This window comes from Streptoalloteichus hindustanus, assembly GCF_900129375.1.
Taxonomy (GTDB): domain Bacteria; phylum Actinomycetota; class Actinomycetes; order Mycobacteriales; family Pseudonocardiaceae; genus Streptoalloteichus; species Streptoalloteichus hindustanus.
Map to the genome: position 1 here is coordinate 626,345 of NZ_FQVN01000002.1, position 18,170 is coordinate 644,514.

Below are 18,170 nucleotides of genomic sequence, written 5' to 3' on the forward strand. Positions count from 1 at the left end.
GGTGTGAGACGACCACCCACGGGACTCCTCCGGATCGGGGACATCACGAGCCTGTGGTTCAGACCACAAGGGGTCAAGGTGCGGACCACCGAACAACCCGTTCAGCGCCGTACCACCGCGCCCCGCGGTCCGGTCGCCCGGTCGGAGCCGAGACGGCGGTGCGCCCGCCCGCGCAGGAGCACGGGCGGGCGCAGGGGTAGGCGCACCAGGTGGGACAAGGCGCCTCGGGTCAGGCGTCGAGGCGGGCTTCCAGGACGTGCAACCACGACGTGGGCGTGGCTCCGACGTAGGTGAGTCCCGCCTGGTCGAACAACTTCCGGAACTCCGCCGCGCTGCGCTCCCCGCTGCCGAAGGTCACGTACATGCCCATGTCCATGAGCGCCGTGGCGGCGGGTGGGACCTCGTCCTCGGACAACAGCGACTCCACGACGAACACCCGTGCGCCCGGTCGTGCGGCCTCCGCGCACCGGGACAGGATGCGGACACAGCTCTCGTCGTCCCAGTTGTGGAGGACGAACCGGAGCAGGTAGACGTCCCCGGCCGGGACGGATTCGCGCGCGTCGCCGACGACGATCTCGCAGCGGCTCGCCAGGTCCCCGGTGCGGAGCTCGGCGAACACCTCACCGACCACGGTTTCGGTGTCGAACAGGATTCCCCGCAGATGGTTGTGGCGCCGCAGGAAGTCGCGCAGCAGCCCGCCGCGTCCGCCGCCGACGTCCACCACCAGCGTCGCCGAGCCGAGGTCGACCGCGTTGACCACGTCGTCGTTGTTCTGAGTCGTGGCGTGGTTCATCGCGGCGTGGAACGCGGCGGATTGCTCGGGATCGTGCTCGCTGAGATAGGTGTAGAAGTCGGTGCCGTGCACCGCGCGGAACGGGGCCTCGCCGGTCCGCACGGCCGGCCCGACCTGGCTCCACGCCTGCCACAACGCGTCGATCGTCACCCCGTGGCCCAGGAGAGATCCGGCTTCGGATGCGCGCATCAGCTCGGAAACCGCGCTGTGCGTGTAGCGGCCGTCCTCCACATGCCGCAGAAACCCGATACTGGCCAGGGTTCGCAGAAGCCGGTTGAGGGCGGAGGTGTCGGCGCCGACCCTCCTGGCCAGCTCGTCGGGCGTCACCGGCTCGTCACCCAGGTGATCGGGCAGCCGCAACGTCAGGGCCGCCCGCAACAGGGGGCCGGCGAACAGGTGCGTCATGATCTGACCGAAAACATCGCTGTCCCCGTGCGCGCCGGTGGCGGTCGCTTCGGGTGTCTTCTCGGACATGCGGTTCCTCCCCGTGTGACGTGGTTCGGGGATGTCGCTCCCCGTTGGGATCACCAGCTGACCGGGAGCCTGAGCGGTGACTTGGCCGGCGAGTCGTCGTCCCAGGGAATCCTGTGCTCCGGCACGGCGAGGCGCAGCGCGGGAAACCGGGATGTCAGGCTTTGGAGGGCGGCGGTCAGCTCCAACCGGGCCAGGTGGACGCCGACGCAGTTGTGCGTGCCCCGGCCGAAGGAGAGGTGGGGGTTCGGCCGACGACGCGGGTCGAAGCGGTCCGGGTCGGAGAACACGCTGTGGTCCCGGTTGGCGGCCGGGATGATCGGCAGCACGGCCTCGCCGGCGCGGATCCGCCGGCCCCGCAGCTCGACGTCCTCGGTGGCGAGCAGGACGACGACGCCGTTCATGACGGGCAGGAACCGCAGCAGCTCCTCCACCGCGCCGGGCACGAGGGTCGGGTCGTTCCGGAGCGCGTCGAACCGCTCGGGGTGGGACACCAGGGTCAGCACGGCGTTCGCGAGGAACATCGTGCTGGTGCGGTAACCGGCCACCAGCATCGAGAGCCCGAAGGCGATCAGCTCCTCCTGGGTCAGCGCTCCGCTGTCGCGCCGCCGGACGAGGTCGGTGAGCACGTCGTCGGCGGGTTCCCGCTCCTTGTACGCGAGCAGGTCCGTCAGGTAGTCGCGAAGTCGTTCGGTGGCCCGGCGCCCCTCCTCCAGGGTGACCATGGCGCCGAGCGCGGCGTCCGCGAGCGGCAGGAAGAACTCGCGGTCGTCGGCGGGAATGCCCACCAGGTCGCACATCACGAGCAGGGGGAAGGGTTCCGCGAACGCGGCGACCAGATCCGCTGGTGGGCCGAGGCGTTCGACGTCGGCCAACAACTCCTCGGCCCGCGCCCGAACCCGGCTCTCCCGCGCCCGTGCGGCGCGGGCGCTGAACGACTGGGCCACCGCCTGCCGGAGCGCGCGGTGGCGCGGCCCGTCCATCTCCATCATGGTCACGAGTTCAGGACCGGACGACGGCTGGTCGACCGCCGGGACCGGCCAGGCGTTGATGGTCGGCCGGACGAAGCGGGGATCGGCCAGCACCGCCCGCACGTCCTCGTACCGGGTGACGTACCAGGCGGTGGCGTCGATCAGCATCCGCACCCTGGTGACCGGACATTCCCGTTGGAGCGCCGCGTAGTTGGCGGGCGGACCCATCGTTCCCGGTGGTGCGAGGGGGAAGTCCCTCGGCTCGTGCTCGGTGCTCGTGGACATCGGCCTCACCATCTGACGGGAAGAGCGAGCGGGGACTTGGCGGGTGACTCGTCCTCCCACGGCAGCTCGTGCGGCGCCACCGTGAGACGTAGGTCGGGAAAACGGGTCAGCAACGCCGCGAGCGCGACCCGGAGGGTCAACCGGGCCAGGTGCGCGCCCAGGCAGAAGTGGCGCCCCCGGCCGAAGGTCAGGTGGGGGTTCCGCGTCCGGGCGAAGTCGAGGGTGTCGGCGTCGGGGAAGACGCTCCCGTCCCGGTTGGCCGCCGGGATGGTCGGCAGGACCGCGTCGCCGGCCCGAATCGTCTGGTCGAGCAACGAGATCTCCTCGGTGGCCTGGAGCACGACGACCCCGTTCAGCACCGGCAGGAACCGCAGGAGCTCCTCCACCGCGTCGGCGAGGAGCCCCGGATTCCCGCGCAGCTGGGCGAGATGTTCGGGACTGGTCAGCAGGGTCACCACGCTGTTGGCGAGGAACATCGTCGTGGTACGGAACCCGGCGAGCAGCATCGTCAACCCGAAGCTGGTCACGTCGTCGGCGGACAGCTCGCCCGCGTCCTGCCGGCGCAGGAGGTCGGAGAGCACGTCGTCGCCCGGCTCGCGTCGCTTCCGCGCGATCAGCCCGTCGACGTACTCGTACAGCGGAGCGCTGACCCGGCGCCCCTCCACCACGTCGACCATCGCGGTCAACGCCGAGTCGACCAAAGGCACGAAATAGTCTTGCTGTGCATAGGGAATTCCGACGAGGTCGCACATCACGAGGAGGGGGAACGGCTCCACGAACCCGCCGAGCAGATCCGCCGGACCGCTGTGTCGCTCGAACTCGTCGAGCAGACCCTCCGCCAGGGCGCGCACGCGCGGCTCGCGCTCGCGCATTGCCGCCGGGCTGAACGCGTCCGCCAGACTCCGGCGGAGCGCCCGGTGCCCGGGGCCCTCCAGCTCCATCATCATCACCAGGCGATGGCAGCCCGACACCGGATTCCCCTCTGGCGGGGGCCAGTCGTCGACGTTGGGCCGGACGAACCGGGGATCGCCGAGGACGGAGCCGACGTCCTGGTACCGGGTCAGGTACCACGCGGTGGCTCCGACGAGAGTTCGGACGCGCGCGACCGGGCACTCCCTGCGCAGGCTCTCGTACTCCACGGGCGGCCCCATGGTTCCCGGCGGCGGGATCGGGAGGTCCCGGGCCCCGGCCGGCGACGCGCCACGGGACCGCTCGTCGGAGATCGTCTCCTCGCTGGTCATGCCGGGGCGTCCCAGGGGAGAGCGAGCCGCCACCGGAGGTCCAGTCGGAGCACGGCGAAGTACGTGGCCATCGGCAGGTGCGCGTCCCCGTCCGTCGCCACGACCGCCGACGGACGGCACTCCTCCACCCCGTGGCCGAGCTCGAACACGGGCAGGGCGACGGACTCCGTCTCCGTGACCTCCGCCACGACCCACCCCGTGCCGGCCACGATGTTCGCCAACCGCTCCGGAGGAACGTCGGCGGTGTAACCCCACTCGCTCCACTCGCCGACCTCCGCGCCGTGCTCGACCCGCAGCCGGTACCGCGCCCGGCCGGAGGCCAGTTCCCGCGCGCCGACAGTGCGCACGCCCACGCCCACGCAGGTGCCGTCGCCCTCGCCCTCGCGCAGCCGCAGGCACGTGCCGAGGATTCTGGCTCCCGGTCGGGCTACGGCCGCGAGCTCCGTCAACGCCTTCCGCGCGTTGTCCAGCACACCGAGCAGGTGGATTCCCCCGCCAGCCAGCAGAAAGGTGTCGAAGCGGCCGATGCCCGGCGGCAGGGAGCCGAGCCCGCCCACCCGTGCGTCCACGCCCCGCCGCCGGGCCACCGCGACGGCACCACGGGCGGGGTCCACCGCGACGGTCTCGTGCCCGGCCGCGGCCACGGCCAGCGCGTGCCTTCCCGCGCCGCAGCCGATGTCGAGCACTCGCCCCACGGCGCGCTCGCAGGCCATCACGTCCGTGGGCCACCAGTGGTCGGGCGGCGCGTAGTAGTGCGCGACGTCCTCGCTGAACGCGGTCCCGTCGGCGAGCTGGTAGACGAGGTGCGCCAACCCGGGGCGTCCGCCCACCTCCTCGGCCTTCAGGTACGCGTGTCCGTACATGTCGACCAGCGATCTCCGGGTGGGCGGTGACCCCTCGCCGTGTTCCGCGGGCATCCGGTTGTCTCCTGCCTTCCGGGACTGGTCACCGCCGTGGCGGCGTGGGACGGTCGATGTAGCCGGTGGCGTAGAAGTAATCCAGGTACCGGTCGAGCAACGCGGCGTCGACCGGTGGGCAGGACAGCCCGCTGCCGGCGAGGTCCCGATCGACGTTGTCCCGTCCCAGCGAGGGAAAAACGCCCTCGAAGTACATCTCCTTCACCGAGATGTCCGCGCGGTTGCCCCGGTCCACGCACAGGGAGACGAACGGGGCCGTGGCGCTGGTGGGGTTGGCGGCCACGTGGCGCACCAGCTCGCCGACCCAGTCCGGATAGGACAGACGACGGATCTCGTGTCCTGCCCGGCACATCCGGTCGATCACGTCCCCGAGGCTCGCCGGGTTCGGGTTGGTCAGGTGGTAGGTCCGCCGGGTGGTGCGGTGCCGGGTGGCGATGTGGACGACCGCCTCGGCGAGGTAGTCGACGGGGACGAAGTCCATCGGCAGCGGGATGTCCGGCGCCAGCCCGGTTTCCGCGATGGTCCGGAACAGTGAGCAGATCGCGGTCTCGGTGTTGCACGCGCCGGTCCCGCGGGCCCCGGTGACCTCGTAGGGACGGTGGACCGCGACCGGCACACCCCGGTCGGCGGCCTCGCGCAGCACGAGCTCGGCGACCCACTTGCTCTCGGCGTACCCCATGCTCAACCGGTCGGCGTGCGCCAACGGCAGGTCCTCGTCGACGTGCCGCACCCCGGCCGTGCCGAACCCCGCCAGCACGGCGACGGTGGAGAGGAAGTGAACCGGCACCCGCCGCGCCGCCGCCAACCGGACGACCTCCCGCGTCCCGTCCACATTGGACGGACGTAAGGCGGAGTACGGGTAAAGGAAGTTGACCTGCGCCGCGGAGTGGAGAACGAGGTCCACGCCGGCCGCCAGCTCGGCCCGGTGCTCGTGGTCCAACCCGAGACCGGGCTCGGCGAGATCGGCGGGGAAACAGACGATCCGGTGCTCGACGTCGGCCACGTCCAGCCCGTAGCGGGTCAGGTTCGCCAGCACCCGTCGCCGGGCCTGCGCCCGGTCGCGCGCCCGGACCGGGCAGTGCACCCGGGCCTCGGTGGCCCGCAGCAGCCGGGCGAGCAGGAACGCGCCGACGAAGCCGCTCGCCCCGGTCAGCAGCACCTCCCTCGGCTCCGCCCACCGGGGCTCGGGGCCGTCCGGCTCCGGCACCGCGAAACCGAGCCGGCCCTCCCGGACGAAGTCCACCAGCGGGGAACCGGCGCCGCGCCCGTCGGACCTGAGGGCGACCCGGACGGTGTTGGTGAAACCGGCCAGGGTGGGGGCCAGGAGCAGACCTCGGACGAGTTCGCTGCCGTGCCGCGCGTCGAGGCCGAGCACGGCGAGGGTGCGCGTGACCACCTCGGCGGCCAACAGGGAATCGCCGCCCAGATCGAAGAAGTTGTCCGCCACGGAGGGGGTCACCCGCAACACCACCTGCCAGATCTCGGCCAGAGTGGACCGTAGGTCCCGCGCTCCGCTCGCCGCGGGGGCGCTGGGCCGGGGATCCTCCCGCTCGGGCGAGGTCAGCGCCCGCAGCCGCGTCCGGTCGACCTTTCCCGCGCCGTTGACCGGGAACTCGGGCACCGGCACCAGACGGGAGGGGACGGCGGGGGCCGGCAGCCACCCGGCGAGGTACTGGAGGACGCGGTCGACCGGCACGACCGAGTTCGCGTGGGCCGGCGTCAGGTAGGCGACCAACCGGTCCCCGTCGACGTCCACCACCGCCTCGCCCACGGACTCGTGCGCGCGCAGCCTGGCCTCGACCCCGTCGAGCTCGATCCGGTGGCCGCGCAGCTTGACCTGCCGGTCCGTCCGACCCCGGTACTCCAACTCGCCGTCCGGGCGCAGCACGGCCCGGTCGCCGGTCCGGTAGAGGCGCACTCCGGGTTCGGCGGGGTGGTGGACGAACCGCTCCGCGGTCAGCGCCGGGTCGCCCAGGTACCCCAGCGCCAGCCCGTCCCCGCCGACGGCCAGCTCGCCCTCCTCGCCCACGCCGGCCAGCCCGCCGTCGGGGCGGAGCACGTAGCACGCGGAGCGTTCGAGCGGGCGGCCGATCGGGATCGGCTGGCCGTCGGGCGGCAGGTCCCGCAGCACGTGGGCGGTCGAGACCACCGTGTTCTCGGTGGGGCCGTAGAAGTTGACGACGGTCGTGTCCGGGCAGGCGGTGAGCACCGCGCGGGCCAGCGCCGGGTCCATCGTCTCGCCGCCGGCCGAGACGAACCGCAACGTCCGCAGGGCCTCGGGCCGGGTCCGCGCCACGTGGTGGAAGACGCCGGTGGTCAGGTAGGCGATCGTGACGCGGGCACCGCGCACCGCGGCCTCCAGCGCGGCCGGGGACACCAGTTCCTCGCGGTCGATGAGGACCAGGCAGGCGCCGCCGAGCAGACCGGACCAGATCTCGATGGTGGAGGCGTCCGAGGACAGGTCGTAGGCGTGCAACACCCGGTCTCCCGGCCGGGGCCGCTGGTCGACCAGGTCCGAGAGCGCGAGCCGGACGACCCCCCGGTGCGGGATGGCCACCGGTTTGGGGCGTCCGGTCGAGCCCGAGGTGAACATGACGTACGCGCAGTCCGCCCCGTCGACGGCCGGGGGGACGAGGGGCCCGCGCGCCGGCGGCACGGCGGCGAGGTCGACGCGCGTGCGGAGCCGGCGCACCCGGCAGGCGCTTCCGGGCAACGTCACCACGACCTGGACGTCGGCGTACTCGGCCATCGCGCGCACCCGGGTGAGTGGGACGGTGTCGTCGAGGGGGACGTAGGCCGCGCCTGTCCGGAGGATGCCGAGGAAAGCCACCAGAGCGTCCAGCGAGCGCGTCCCGCAGACCCCGACCCGTTCGCCGGGCCGGACGCCGACGTCCCGCAGCCGGGCGGCGAGGGCGTCGCTGCGCGACCGCAACTCGCCGTAGGTCAGGTGGTGGTCGTGGTGGATCGCGGCGGTCGCCCGTGGCCGGAGTGCCGCCTGCGCGTCGAAGAGGTCGTGCAGGGTGCGGTCGCGGGGCGGGGCGGTGGAGGGGTCCCACCGCGTCGCCGGCCGCGGCGTCGGGTCGAGTCGGGTGGACAACATCAGCGCTTCGGTTCTCCTGGTCTTCCGGTGTCCGCTCGGGCCGAACCGCCGCCGCTAGCTGAACTCCTCGGCGAACACCGCGAAGTCGGCGGTCCGCCAGCGCTCGGGGCGCATGCGGAGGACGACGTCGTCGGCGAGCTGCCGCCGGTTGGCCTCCAGGTAGGCCGGGGCCGTGACCGGGTCCAGGTACCGGTGGGCGAGCGCCGCGCGCACGGCGGGGTCGACCGGGTCGTCGACGGCCACCACGGGCCCCTCGACGCTGACGTAGCGGTACGGGGCCGACTCGTCCTGGACGCACAGGCCGAACCGCCCGGCCCGCCGGACGAGCCGCGCCTTCAGCGAGTCGCGGTTGGTCTCGACCACGACCTCGCCGCCGGGCTCGTACCCGTACCAGACCGGCACCTGCAGCGGCGCCAGGTCGCCCCGCGGGTCGACCACCCCGAGCACACCCACCCGGACCTCCGCGAGGAACTTCTCCCGGTCGGCCCTCGACATCGCGAAACTCATGGCCGGCGCCCCCCGACCACGTCCCACGTCCTGCGCACGATCGCTACCTCCACGAGCGGTGGAGCGGCACCCGACACCGTCTCCGGTTTCTTCCCTACCGATCTCCCGGGGTCGGTGGGGAAGCGCCGGCGCGATTTCACCCGATCGTGAAACCGGTTGTTCGGAAAACGTTGTGCCGCGCCGGGGTGAGCGCATCTCCGGCGAACGGGCCAGGGGCGCGCGTGTTGGTCGCTGGGCCGAAAGAACGGTGTTCGCGGAAAACAGTGGGGCGGGGAAACGGGACACCATACTCGCGTCTCGCGAGACCGTGATCAGTGGGCCGGCATGTCACCTGAGCGAGGTTCCCGGCCCCGGTGGCGTCGACAGCCAGGGAGAACGCCGTTGTCCCTGGTGGGCAGGGGATGGGACGGGCCTGTCGCCGGTGGTGGTCAGGGGTGGGGAGCGCCCTCGAAGATCACTCGTGAAGGTGACTTGACTTGTGGTCGGTCCGGTCGGCTTGGATAGCCTGGTCCGGTGATTCTCGTCGGAATCACCGCCCCTGTTCGGAATCCGGCCTTTTCGCGGAGGATCGTCGCCCGGAAAAGCTTCCAGCAACCCGTGTCAGATCCGGGCTTCCCGGGCTTTCCTCGCTCCCGATCGGGTTTCTCGCTATGGCCCCCAGTGGCGTTCTCGCTTGTTTCTCGGCTGGCCGTGCCAACGGCGTCAACGGCGTCAACGGCGCTGGAGCGAAATGCGGCGTGGAACCACGCGGTGGTCGTGGGCGGCGGTGCGCGCGGTGCCGGCCCACGACCACCGCTGACGTCCGGAGCGGGCGGTGGGGCCTCCTACCGGGCCGGCGGCGCGGGGGACGGCGTGGTGGTCATGCTGGGCGAGGACCCGCCAGGGCCCGGCTGCGGGCGCTCGCTGGGCGGCACGGAGGAGCTCGACGGCGGAACGGTGACCGTGACGGTGACGGTCTGCGGCGCCGGGGTGACCGTCACGGTCGAGACGACGACGGTGACGGTGCCGCGGTCCACGCCCGCGCGGAGCTGCGCCTCGGCTCGCGCCCGGGCGTCGGCGTCCATCCGGGCCCGCGCGTCGGCGTCCATCCGCGCCTGGAGGTCGGCGTCGACGCGCGCGCCGGGGGAGCCGGTGATGGTGATCGCGGCCTGGGGCCGGCCGTCGATGTTGGCGTTCACCGTGGGATCGCCCTCGATCCGCAGGGTGGGCTTGGGCAGCTTCAGCGGGGGCGCGTCGATGCGGACGCTCGGACTCGCCTCCACCCGGCCGGAGAACTCGTGCCGCACGGTCAGGGTCGGATTGGACGACGCGACCAGTGCCGCGGCGGCAAGGCCGACCACGCCGATGGCGGCCAGCCGACTCGTGGTGTTCACGATTTCCCCCAAAAGGTCGAGGACCGAACCCGACGACCCCCGTCGTCGGGGCGCACGACACCATGATCATCCCAAAGAACGCTGACAGCTCGCACTGATAAACGCGGGCGGACGGCCATGTGTTGTCACGGACACACAATCTGTTGGCACACCGCCGAAAGGGCCGAACTCGCGGTCCGACACCCGGCTCGCCGCACCCCGCGCCCTCCTCAGCAGCGCCGACGTCATCGAGCGCGGTGGAGCGGCGCGGGCTCATCCGGCGCCGCTTCGGGAGAGTCGACGCGCGAGCGCCGGCCCGATCGGTCATTGATCGGTGAAAGAAGTCCGGAATGGTCCTGTCGACGGTCCATCAGGAATGCGGGCCGGAGGTGGGGCGCGTGGTACGGACGGGCACCGCCGGCGTCAGGTCCCGGTGATTGGATTCCGACGTTCGGGACCGGATGTTCGGGCAAAGGGGCCAAAAGGATGTTGACTGGGCCCGGTCGGCGCGTGACTGCCGTTCTTGACCATTTCTTCACGCACGCGGCGGTTGACGGCGGGCGAAGTGCCGGGATGGCAACTCTTCGTCGGGTCGGTGACGTGGTGCGGCAGGGCCCGGTGAAGTCGGGACCTTCGCCCGTGGGCCGCGACCCCCGCCGTGGCCGACTGTGGAGTCAGCGACCGGACGACGGGTCCGGTCACGACCACGACCCGAAGGGGGGTGCGCCATGAGCGCGGTTCCGGAGGCCCTGGGGCTGCGACCCGACCAGGTCGAGGCGGTGCTGGAGGCGGCGTGCGCCGCTCCGTCCACGCACAACACCCAACCCTGGCGGTTCCGGCTGACGCCCGAGGGCATCGAGCTGCACGCCGACCCGACGCGCCGGCTACCCGTGGTGGACCCCGAGGACCGGGAGCTGTTGCTCTCCTGCGGCGCGGCGTTGTTCAACCTGAGGATCGCGTTGCAGTCGTTCGACATCCGGCCGTTGGTCAGCGTCGTTCCGGACCGCGACCGGCCGGAGCTGGTGGCCGTGGTGCGCCGCGGCGGCCTCGCCCGCGCGAGCGGCGAACTGGACCGGCTCGTCCGGGCGGTGCGCGAGCGACGCACCAACCGCTTCCCGTTCCTCGACCAACCCGTGCCGGCCGGGCACCGCCAGGCGTTGGTGCGGGCGGCGCAGGCGGAGCGGGCCTGGCTGCACGTGGTGGAGGATCGGACCCAGCGGGCGCGTCTGCGGACCATGCTCGCGCGGGCGAACCAGACCCTGTGGGCCGATCCGGACTACCGCGCGGAGTTCGCCCACTGGACCGGCCGGGAGCCGGGTGCGGCCGAGGGCGTGCCGGCGTCGGCCGGTGGACCGCGACGCGAACCACAGGACGAGTGGGCGTTGCGGGACTTCACCGGCGGCCGCGGCCGCCCTCGGCCGCCGGGCCGGGACTTCGAGAGCGAGCCCCTGGTGGTGGTGCTCAGCTCGTTCTACGAGGGCCGGTCGGCGGAGGTGCAGGCCGGCCAGGCGATGGAGCACGTGCTGCTCACCGCGACCTCGTTGGGGTTGTCGGCGTCGTTCCTGTCACAGGTGGTGGAGGTGAAGCCCGTGCGGGAGGAGCTGCGTCGGCTGTTGGGCGGGGGCCTGGCTCCGCAGATGGTGCTGCGGATCGGGTTCGGGTCCCCGGTTCCGGCGGCGCCCCGACGTCCGGTGACCGACCTGCTGGTGCAGGGCAGCGAGGTCGGCTGAGCCGGACCCGGGCGGGAGCGGTGGTCCCCCGGCCGCTCCCGCCCCACCCCTTCTTCTTCGGGGACGCGCGCCGTGATGCGCGGCGTGCTGGACACCCATCCGACCCATTGACTGTCCATTAAGGACGATTGAGAGAGAAAGCTGTGCGTGCCAAGGACATCATGACCCGTACGGTGGTCACCGTCGATCCGGCCGCTCCGGTCAAGGTGGCGGCCGCCATGCTCGCCGCCCACGGTTTCAGCGCGCTGCCGGTGGTGGCGGAGGACGACCGGCTCGTCGGGATCGTCACCGAGGCCGACGTGGTGCGGGACCAGTTCCCCTTCGACCCGCGCGGCCTGGTCTTCGGCCAGCCGCTCCAGGTGGGCACGCCACCGGACACGGTGGGCGAGGTGATGACCACGCCGGTGTGCGCCATGCCTCCGGGGACCGACATCGTCGACCTCGCCAGGGCGATGCTGGAGGAGCACGTGCGCAGCATCCCGATCGTCGAGGGCTCGCGGGTGGTCGGCATCGTCACCCGGCGGGACCTGGTGCGGGTCCTGGCCAGGGACGACGCCGCGATCGCGGCCGACGTGCGGCACCGCCTGGTGATCTACGGCGGCTTCGACCGGTGGACGGTGCGGGTCGACAACGGCGTCGTCAGCGTCGAGGACGAGTTCGACGACCCCGCCGACCGGCACGTGGTGACCGTGCTGGCGCTGGCCGTGCCCGGCGTGCGCGACGTGCGGATGCGGACGGCCGAGCTCCAGGGGGCGGGTTGAGGTGGAGTGCCCACCGCTTCCCGGTCAGGGCCGGCGTGGTGACCACTGTGGACTCGCGGGCTGTCCGTCCACAGTGGTGGGTCTCTGGTTCCTCGCCCTCGTTCCCCCTTGCGCCGTGCGGGACCCACCTCGTGCTGTCGGGCCGTTGGCCCCGGTGGAACGGGATCGAAGCGGGTGGAGCGGACCCGTCGGCCGCGCCCACCGTCCGAGACAGGACGACCACGGAAGGGAGTCCCGTGACGGCGTTCACCACGACCACGGCCCCAGCGGTTCGCGGCGCTCGTGGACGGGCGGGTGGCGACGGTGCGGGGGCTCAGCCCGCCCGATCGCGACGCCTTGGTGCGGCTGTACGCCAAGCTTCGAGTTGCGGCGCTCTGAGCTGGGCTGAACGCGTACGCGCGCGACTACTGCTCTGAAGTATGGGGGAACCCCCACTTCAAACATCCCACGCAGGTCTGACAAAAACGCCGCTGTCAGGGGTCGGAGACCAATAGATCACCCGAAGTGGGACCGCACCTCCACAGGTACGCACGCGCGCGCGTGACTACCGGCCTGTAGTAAGGGGGACCCCCACTTCGAACATCTCACGCGGGTCTGACAAAAACGCCGGCGCCAGGGGCTGGGGGCCGGTAGATCACCCGAAGTGGGACGGCACTTCCTCGGGCAGGCACGCGCGCAGGGTAAGGCCGGAACGGGACCAGTCCCTCCGGTTCTTCACACGCGGCCGGCCGGTCTCCCGCTGGCGCCGCGTCGGGAGGGCGGCCGCGTGCACGTCGTTCTGACGCTGGACCCGGTGGACTCGCATTTCGACGGTCACGTGTGCTGACGTGACCGGGAAGTCCGTGTCAGAAGGGCCGCAGCCACCGCGCGATCTGTCTACAGAGGACTATCAGGGACAGGGATGATGATGCGTTCCGCCAACCGGATGTACCGCGATGGCTATGCCGCGCCGTCGGCCGCCCGCCCACCGGGGTGTCGGTGGCGCCAGATCCAGAACACCGCACACGACAGCACCGCCCAGCCGGCCAGCACCAGGAACGGGAAGAGCTGCTGGTGGCCGCGGAAGTAGACGGCGTTGTGCTGCGCGTTGACCGACGCGCCGGGTGGTAGCCAGCGTCCGATGTGGCTGAGCAGCGACGGCAGCAGCGGCCAGGAGACCGCGCCGCCGGAGGACGGGTTGCCGACCAACACCATCAGCCCCCAGGTCGGCAGCATGCCCCACCGCCCCAGGAGCGTGTTGAACATGGTGAAGACCATGCCGGAGCAGAACATCGTCGCCGCGAGGATCAACCAGGACTCCACGAACGGCAGGTCGAGCGCGCCCAGCGCCCAGTCCACCACCGCGGCGATGGCGAAACCGCCGAGCAGCGCGTACGCCAGCGTGAACGCGATCCGCTCGGCCGGGTTCAACCCCCGCGCGTGCACGCTGAGCTGGATCGCGCCGACGAAGCCGATAATCACCGCGGCGAGCGAGATGTAGAACAGGGCGAGCCCGCGCGGATCGCCCTTCTGGAGCGGTTTGACGTCGGTGACCCGGACCGGGACCCCGACGGCCTGTCCCACCTTCGGCCCGGCGTCGGCGAGGAGCTGCGCCACCGTCGCCCCCGACGCGCCCGAGACGTCGAGCCCCACGCCCTCGGGCCGCATGGCGATGACCGCGTAGACCTCCTGCTCGTCGACCGCGTCCCGGGCCTGCCCCTCCGTCGGGTAGGCGCGCAGGTCGAGCGAGGCGTTCAGCGCCCGTTCCATGGCCGCCACGAACGTCGTGCCCCGCGGGTCGTCCTCGACGCCGACCACGGCGGTGGGGATGCGGTGCGGAGTCGGGTTGGCCATGACGTAGGTGTACGAGCCGGCGAACAGGCCGGCGACCGTGGCCAGGATGAGGACCAGCACGGTCGCCGGGAGGAACGGCGAGTCGCGGAACGCCTGCCAGCGCCTGGCCGCAGCTCCGCCGCGCGGTCGGGAGTCGTGCTCGTCGCGGTCGTCGGAGCGGTCGGACATGAGCGCAGACTAAACGTGGTCCCACGCTCCCGAGCCGGACTGACCAGGCGTCTTCCGGCCGGGTGGGGGACTTCCACCCGATGGTGGGGTTCTGGGCGAACTGCCCGCCGTCCGCCGGGTGCGGGGAGCAGAGGCTTTCGGCCGGACTCGTGCGGCCCTTCGCCGCTGCTGAGCGTGGGTGGCCGCGCTTAGCGTGGGTGTCGGTGGCCGCCGGAGCGGGTCGGCGGTGGCCGCCGAGGGGCCGTCGTGACGGCCGGGCCGACAACCAGGAGGGCGAGATGACCAGCGAGAACGTCGGCCACCCCGTGGCGGTGGGCGTCGGTGACGACCCGGCCGACCAGGAGGTCGTGCGGTGGGCGGCCGAGGAAGCGGCCCGCAGGGGCGTCGGCCTGCGCCTGGTGCACGGCTACGTGGTGCTGCCGTACACGATGGACCAGTACGTGCCGGACTCGGACACGATGGCGCGCCGCGCCGGCGAAGCCGTGTTGGACGCCGCGACGGCGACGGCGCGGAGCGCGTGCCCCGGTCTGGAGGTGAGCATGAGCCTGACCTACGGAACACCGGATCTCGTGCTGGCGCAGGAGTCGGTGAACGCCGCGCTGGTCGTGGTCGGCACCCACCCGCACTCGGCCCTCACCGAGACGGTGTTCGGCTCCACGGCCGGCGCGCTGGTCAGGGACGCCCCCTGCCCGATCGTGGCCGTGCCGCGTGGCTCCGCCGGGCCGGAGCGGATCGGCCCGGTGGTGGCCGGTGTGGACGGCAGCCCCGCCTCCCAGGCCGCCCTGGCGTTCGCGTTCGACGCCGCGTCACGCCGCGGTCTCCCCCTGCGGGTGGCGCACTACTGGTACGGCGAGCTCACCGACGTCGAGCGGGCCGAGGCGCGGGAGGACCACCACGTGCTGCTGGCCGAGTCCCTGGCCGGTTTCCGGGAGCGCCACCCGGACGTGTCGGTCAGCTTCGTCGCCCGCGCCGCCGACCCGGTGCGGGAACTGCGCGCGGAGTCGGCGGAAGCCTGTCTGCTGGTGCTCGGAACGCACGGGCGCGGACGGCTCGTGAGTGCTCTGCTCGGCTCGGTCAGCCGCGACCTGGTGCGCACCGCGCGGTGCCCGGTGGCAGTGGTGCGACCGCAGACCGATTCGCCGGAGCCCCAAACTCCTGCGCGGCACCACAGCAAGTAGTCCACAGTGGACTTATCTGGGTGCGTGGGGTCGAGCGGCACCCCTGGGCGCGCGTCCGGGCGGATGGGTGATCTGATTGCGTTTCCACCCGTCCGCGGGACCTCAGCCAGCCCGTTTTTGTCGGTGCCTCGTGAGATGTTGGAAATGGGGGGACCCACCCCTACCTGACTATGGAGTAGACAACGCCCGGTGGTGGGACGCCGAGAAGCGTTTCGCGGGCTGACTGACCACAGTGGATGATCGGGGGCGTGCGGCTACCGCCGCACGCCCCCGATCCGCACCAGGGTCAGCGTCCCGTCGCGTCCGTCGCTCGGACGGCGAAGTCAGGAGTTCGCCGCGGTCGCCCGCGAGATGAACTCGATCTGCGCCCGGGTCGGACCGCCGTAGGTCGCCTCGATCTGCTCGGCGTTGACGGCCTGCATCTGGTAGAGCGAGTCCTTGAGACCCTGGTCCCCGCCGTGGAACCGCTCAAGCAGCCCCATCCACTCGCGGCCCAGCTCGCGGCCCTCCGCGCTCGCGGGGTCGGTTCCGGCGTCGACGGCGGCCTGGACGCGGGCGATGAGCCGGGGCCAGCTCGCCTCCACCTCCTTGATCGCCTGCTCGCCGAGCTGCTCCCTGCGCTCCGCCAACGTGGCCAGCTGCTCGTCGCTGAAGTGCTTCTTCACGGCGTCGTCCACTGTGGTCACCTTTCGGATCAGTTCCAGGAAGTCGGTGACGGAGGCGCCCTCCGCGTCGCGCAGCGCGGCGAGTGTCGTCGCCACCTGCGCCCGCAGCGTCCGAACCGCGACCAACTGCTGGTCCAGATAGGACCGGTGCCGCGCGAGCAACGCCTCGACCGAGGACGTCCCGGCCAGGACGTCGCCGATCGACTCCAACGGCAACCCGAGCTGCCGCAGGGCCAGCACCTGGTAGAGCCGCCGGACGTCGGCCTCGTCGTAGCGCCGGTGTCCGGCGGACGTGCGCCGCGACGGCCGTACGAGCCCCAGATGGTCGTAGTGGTGCAGCGTGCGCACCGTCAGGCCGGTCCGCTCAGCCAACTGCCCGATCTTCCAGCCCTCGTCGGCCCGGTCCCGCATTCCCTCGTCACCTTGTCTTCCACCACCGGCTCCCCGGCGGCACGAACGACGCTAAGTCCTGACGTTACGTCAGGTTCAACCCTCGCCGAGCCCCCCGAACAGTGACGGCCACCACCGCACCAACCACCGCCGACGCGGCGAGCGACTCCGACGAGATCGTCAGCGGCGTCAACGAGGGTGGCGTCAACGAGGACAGTGCTCGTGCGGAGAGGTACGAGAAGACCTTCCGAGTGGTGGAAGTCGTCCGGAGCGCGGCGGGTTGGCAGTCCACGGCGCTGGGTTAGGGGAGGGAGCAGGCGGTCGGCGTGCGGTGGGCGGTGCGGCATTCAGTCTTCTGTCGGCAACACTTCTCCTCTGTTCGGCTCGACTGGTACAAACCTCGGCAGAAGCGTCTCCTGGGATGCCCACGACCCGACGGGAGCCTGGCCTTGACCCTGCCGGCACTGGACGAGGCCGCGCTCGACCGGATCGACGAACGCTTCGCCGCGTCCGGCGTCCGGCTGCTGGTCGGCTCCACGGTGGACCTGGTCGGCGTGACGCGGGCCAAGACGGTGCCGGCGGCCAGGGCCAGGGCCTTCCACCTGGCCGGCATGGGTGCCTCGCCGACCTGGAGCGTGTTCTGCGTCGACAACCACATCGCGTTCACGTCCCGCCTCGGCGTGGTCGGGGACCTCCGGCTGCGGGCCGACCTGGCCGCCCTCCGCGTGCTCGGCGACGGACTGGCGTGGGCGCCCGCCGACCTGTGTGAACAGGACGGTTCCCCGTCGACCCTCTGTCCGAGGGCGCTCCTCCGGCGCGGTCAGGAGGCGCTCGCCGCGCACGGCCTGTCCGCGAGGATCGGCGCCGAGCTGGAGATGGTGCTGACCCAGCCGGACGGGTCGCCCCTACCCGCGGGGAGCTGGGTCTCCTACGGGCTGGGCCCGGTGCTGGACCGGGAGCGGTTCCTCGCCGATCTGGTCGCCGCCGCGGACGCCGTGTCCCTGCCGCTGGAGCAGGTCCACGCCGAGTTCGGGCCGGGGCAGTACGAGTTGTCCCTGGCGCCGGCCGACCCGCTCACCGCCGCCGACGCGGTGGTGCTCGCGAAGCTGGTGATCGGCCGTCTCGCCCGTCGGCACGGACTGGGCGTGTCGTTCTCGCCCCAACCCTTCGCCGACGGGGTGGGCAACGGAGCGCACCTGCACATGTCCTTGCGGCACAACGAAGTCCCGCTGTTCTCGGGTGGACCCGGACCGTACGGCCTGACGGCGGACGGAACGTCGGCGGTCGCCGGGATCGTGTCCGGTCTGCCCGAACTCCTCGGCGTGTTCGCCGGATCGCTGCTGTCCGGCCACCGCCTGCGCCCCGGCCGCTGGGCCGGCGCGTTCGCGTGTTGGGGTTTGGAGAACCGCGAGGCGGCCGTGCGGTTCTGTGCCGCCACGGCAGGAAACCCGCACGGCGCGCACGTCGAGCTCAAGTGCGTCGACCCGTCGGCCAACCCCTACCTGGCGGTCGCCGCGCTGCTCGGCCTGGCGCTGGACGGCGTGACCCGCTCGCTGGAGCTGCCGGCCGAGGTCACCGACGATCCCGCGCGGCGCGGCGACCTCGTGGCGTTGCCCGCGGACCAGGGCGCGGTGCTGGACGCGATGGCCGACTCCGCACTGGCCCGCCGTCTCCTCGGACCGGACATCCTGGACGCGGTGCTGACGGTGCGCCGGTACGAGCGGGACACTTACGGTGACGAGGACCTGGCGACGCGCGCCGACAGGTTCCGGCTCACCTGGTCGGTCTGATTCCCTCACCCCGCAGGA

At 72.1% G+C, this 18,170-nt stretch carries 14 protein-coding genes; 5 read left to right on the forward strand and 9 right to left on the reverse strand.

What is annotated here, in order from left to right:
- Positions 1-229 precede the first annotated feature (229 nt).
- From BUE43_RS08235 to BUE43_RS33325, 7 genes are all read right to left on the reverse strand, one after another.
- Positions 230-1,267: a methyltransferase gene (locus BUE43_RS08235; RefSeq protein WP_073480757.1), complete on the reverse strand. Its 1,038-nt coding sequence runs from the start codon at positions 1,265-1,267 to the stop codon at positions 230-232.
- A 50-nt stretch (positions 1,268-1,317) separates the two neighbouring features.
- Positions 1,318-2,520, reverse strand: a complete 1,203-nt coding sequence (locus BUE43_RS08240) for a cytochrome P450 (protein WP_073480758.1) — start codon at positions 2,518-2,520, stop codon at positions 1,318-1,320.
- A 5-nt stretch (positions 2,521-2,525) separates the two neighbouring features.
- Entirely contained in the window at positions 2,526-3,761 is a 1,236-nt protein-coding gene (locus BUE43_RS08245; protein WP_200797412.1) for a cytochrome P450, read from the reverse strand.
- Positions 3,758-4,678, reverse strand: a complete 921-nt coding sequence (locus tag BUE43_RS08250) for a class I SAM-dependent methyltransferase (protein WP_073480759.1) — start codon at positions 4,676-4,678, stop codon at positions 3,758-3,760. Before BUE43_RS08250 ends, BUE43_RS08245 begins: the two co-directional genes overlap by 4 nt.
- A 28-nt stretch (positions 4,679-4,706) precedes the next feature.
- On the reverse strand, positions 4,707-7,778 hold the full coding sequence (locus BUE43_RS08255) for an amino acid adenylation domain-containing protein (RefSeq protein ID WP_073480760.1): 3,072 nt from the start codon (positions 7,776-7,778) through the stop codon (positions 4,707-4,709).
- Between the two features lie 54 nt (positions 7,779-7,832).
- Positions 7,833-8,285, reverse strand: a complete 453-nt coding sequence (locus BUE43_RS08260) for a pyridoxamine 5'-phosphate oxidase family protein (protein WP_073480761.1) — start codon at positions 8,283-8,285, stop codon at positions 7,833-7,835.
- Positions 8,286-9,109: 824 nt separating this feature from the next.
- Positions 9,110-9,658, reverse strand: a complete 549-nt coding sequence (locus BUE43_RS33325; RefSeq protein WP_073480762.1) for a hypothetical protein — start codon at positions 9,656-9,658, stop codon at positions 9,110-9,112.
- A 707-nt stretch (positions 9,659-10,365) separates the two neighbouring features.
- Here BUE43_RS33325 and BUE43_RS08270 point away from each other — a divergent pair.
- Both BUE43_RS08270 and BUE43_RS08275 read left to right on the forward strand, forming a co-directional pair.
- Positions 10,366-11,367 (forward strand): Acg family FMN-binding oxidoreductase, encoded by a 1,002-nt coding sequence (locus tag BUE43_RS08270; protein WP_073480763.1) that lies wholly within the window; start codon positions 10,366-10,368, stop codon positions 11,365-11,367.
- 143 nt (positions 11,368-11,510) lie between these two features.
- Positions 11,511-12,128 carry a CBS domain-containing protein gene (locus BUE43_RS08275; RefSeq protein ID WP_073480764.1) on the forward strand — a complete coding sequence of 206 codons (618 nt, stop codon included), beginning with the start codon at positions 11,511-11,513 and terminating at the stop codon, positions 12,126-12,128.
- A gap of 939 nt (positions 12,129-13,067) precedes the next feature.
- Here BUE43_RS08275 and BUE43_RS08280 read toward each other — a convergent pair.
- Positions 13,068-14,129 carry a hypothetical protein gene (locus BUE43_RS08280; RefSeq protein WP_073480765.1) on the reverse strand — a complete coding sequence of 354 codons (1,062 nt, stop codon included), beginning with the start codon at positions 14,127-14,129 and terminating at the stop codon, positions 13,068-13,070.
- Positions 14,130-14,407: 278 nt separating this feature from the next.
- Here BUE43_RS08280 and BUE43_RS08285 point away from each other — a divergent pair, with 278 nt between their 5' ends.
- Positions 14,408-15,307 carry a universal stress protein gene (locus tag BUE43_RS08285; RefSeq protein WP_159447710.1) on the forward strand — a complete coding sequence of 300 codons (900 nt, stop codon included), beginning with the start codon at positions 14,408-14,410 and terminating at the stop codon, positions 15,305-15,307.
- 323 nt (positions 15,308-15,630) lie between these two features.
- Here the strand turns inward: BUE43_RS08285 and BUE43_RS08290 are convergent, their stop codons facing one another.
- On the reverse strand, positions 15,631-16,383 hold the full coding sequence (locus tag BUE43_RS08290; protein ID WP_073480766.1) for a MerR family transcriptional regulator: 753 nt from the start codon (positions 16,381-16,383) through the stop codon (positions 15,631-15,633).
- Between the two features lie 101 nt (positions 16,384-16,484).
- Between BUE43_RS08290 and BUE43_RS08295 the strand changes: the two genes are divergently transcribed.
- Together BUE43_RS08295 and BUE43_RS08300 are read left to right on the forward strand one after the other, a co-directional pair.
- Positions 16,485-16,667, forward strand: a complete 183-nt coding sequence (locus tag BUE43_RS08295; RefSeq protein WP_073480767.1) for a hypothetical protein — start codon at positions 16,485-16,487, stop codon at positions 16,665-16,667.
- A gap of 144 nt (positions 16,668-16,811) precedes the next feature.
- Positions 16,812-18,152: a type I glutamate--ammonia ligase gene (locus tag BUE43_RS08300; protein WP_073480768.1), complete on the forward strand. Its 1,341-nt coding sequence runs from the start codon at positions 16,812-16,814 to the stop codon at positions 18,150-18,152.
- Positions 18,153-18,170 lie beyond the last annotated feature (18 nt).

Excerpts from the sequence above, each read along its gene's own strand:
- BUE43_RS08285 (WP_159447710.1), top strand. The coding sequence starts at position 14,408 with ATGACCAGCGAGAACGTCGGCCACCCCGTGGCGGTGGGCGTCGGTGAC.
- BUE43_RS08255 (WP_073480760.1), bottom strand. The coding sequence starts at position 7,778 with ATGTTGTCCACCCGACTCGACCCGACGCCGCGGCCGGCGACGCGGTGG.
- BUE43_RS08280 (WP_073480765.1), bottom strand. The coding sequence starts at position 14,129 with ATGTCCGACCGCTCCGACGACCGCGACGAGCACGACTCCCGACCGCGC.
- BUE43_RS08290 (WP_073480766.1), bottom strand. The coding sequence starts at position 16,383 with ATGCGGGACCGGGCCGACGAGGGCTGGAAGATCGGGCAGTTGGCTGAG.
- BUE43_RS08250 (WP_073480759.1), bottom strand. The coding sequence starts at position 4,678 with ATGCCCGCGGAACACGGCGAGGGGTCACCGCCCACCCGGAGATCGCTG.
- BUE43_RS08235 (WP_073480757.1), bottom strand. The coding sequence starts at position 1,267 with ATGTCCGAGAAGACACCCGAAGCGACCGCCACCGGCGCGCACGGGGAC.
- BUE43_RS08260 (WP_073480761.1), bottom strand. The coding sequence starts at position 8,285 with ATGAGTTTCGCGATGTCGAGGGCCGACCGGGAGAAGTTCCTCGCGGAG.
- BUE43_RS08240 (WP_073480758.1), bottom strand. The coding sequence starts at position 2,520 with ATGTCCACGAGCACCGAGCACGAGCCGAGGGACTTCCCCCTCGCACCA.
- BUE43_RS08270 (WP_073480763.1), top strand. The coding sequence starts at position 10,366 with ATGAGCGCGGTTCCGGAGGCCCTGGGGCTGCGACCCGACCAGGTCGAG.
- BUE43_RS08245 (WP_200797412.1), bottom strand. The coding sequence starts at position 3,761 with ATGACCAGCGAGGAGACGATCTCCGACGAGCGGTCCCGTGGCGCGTCG.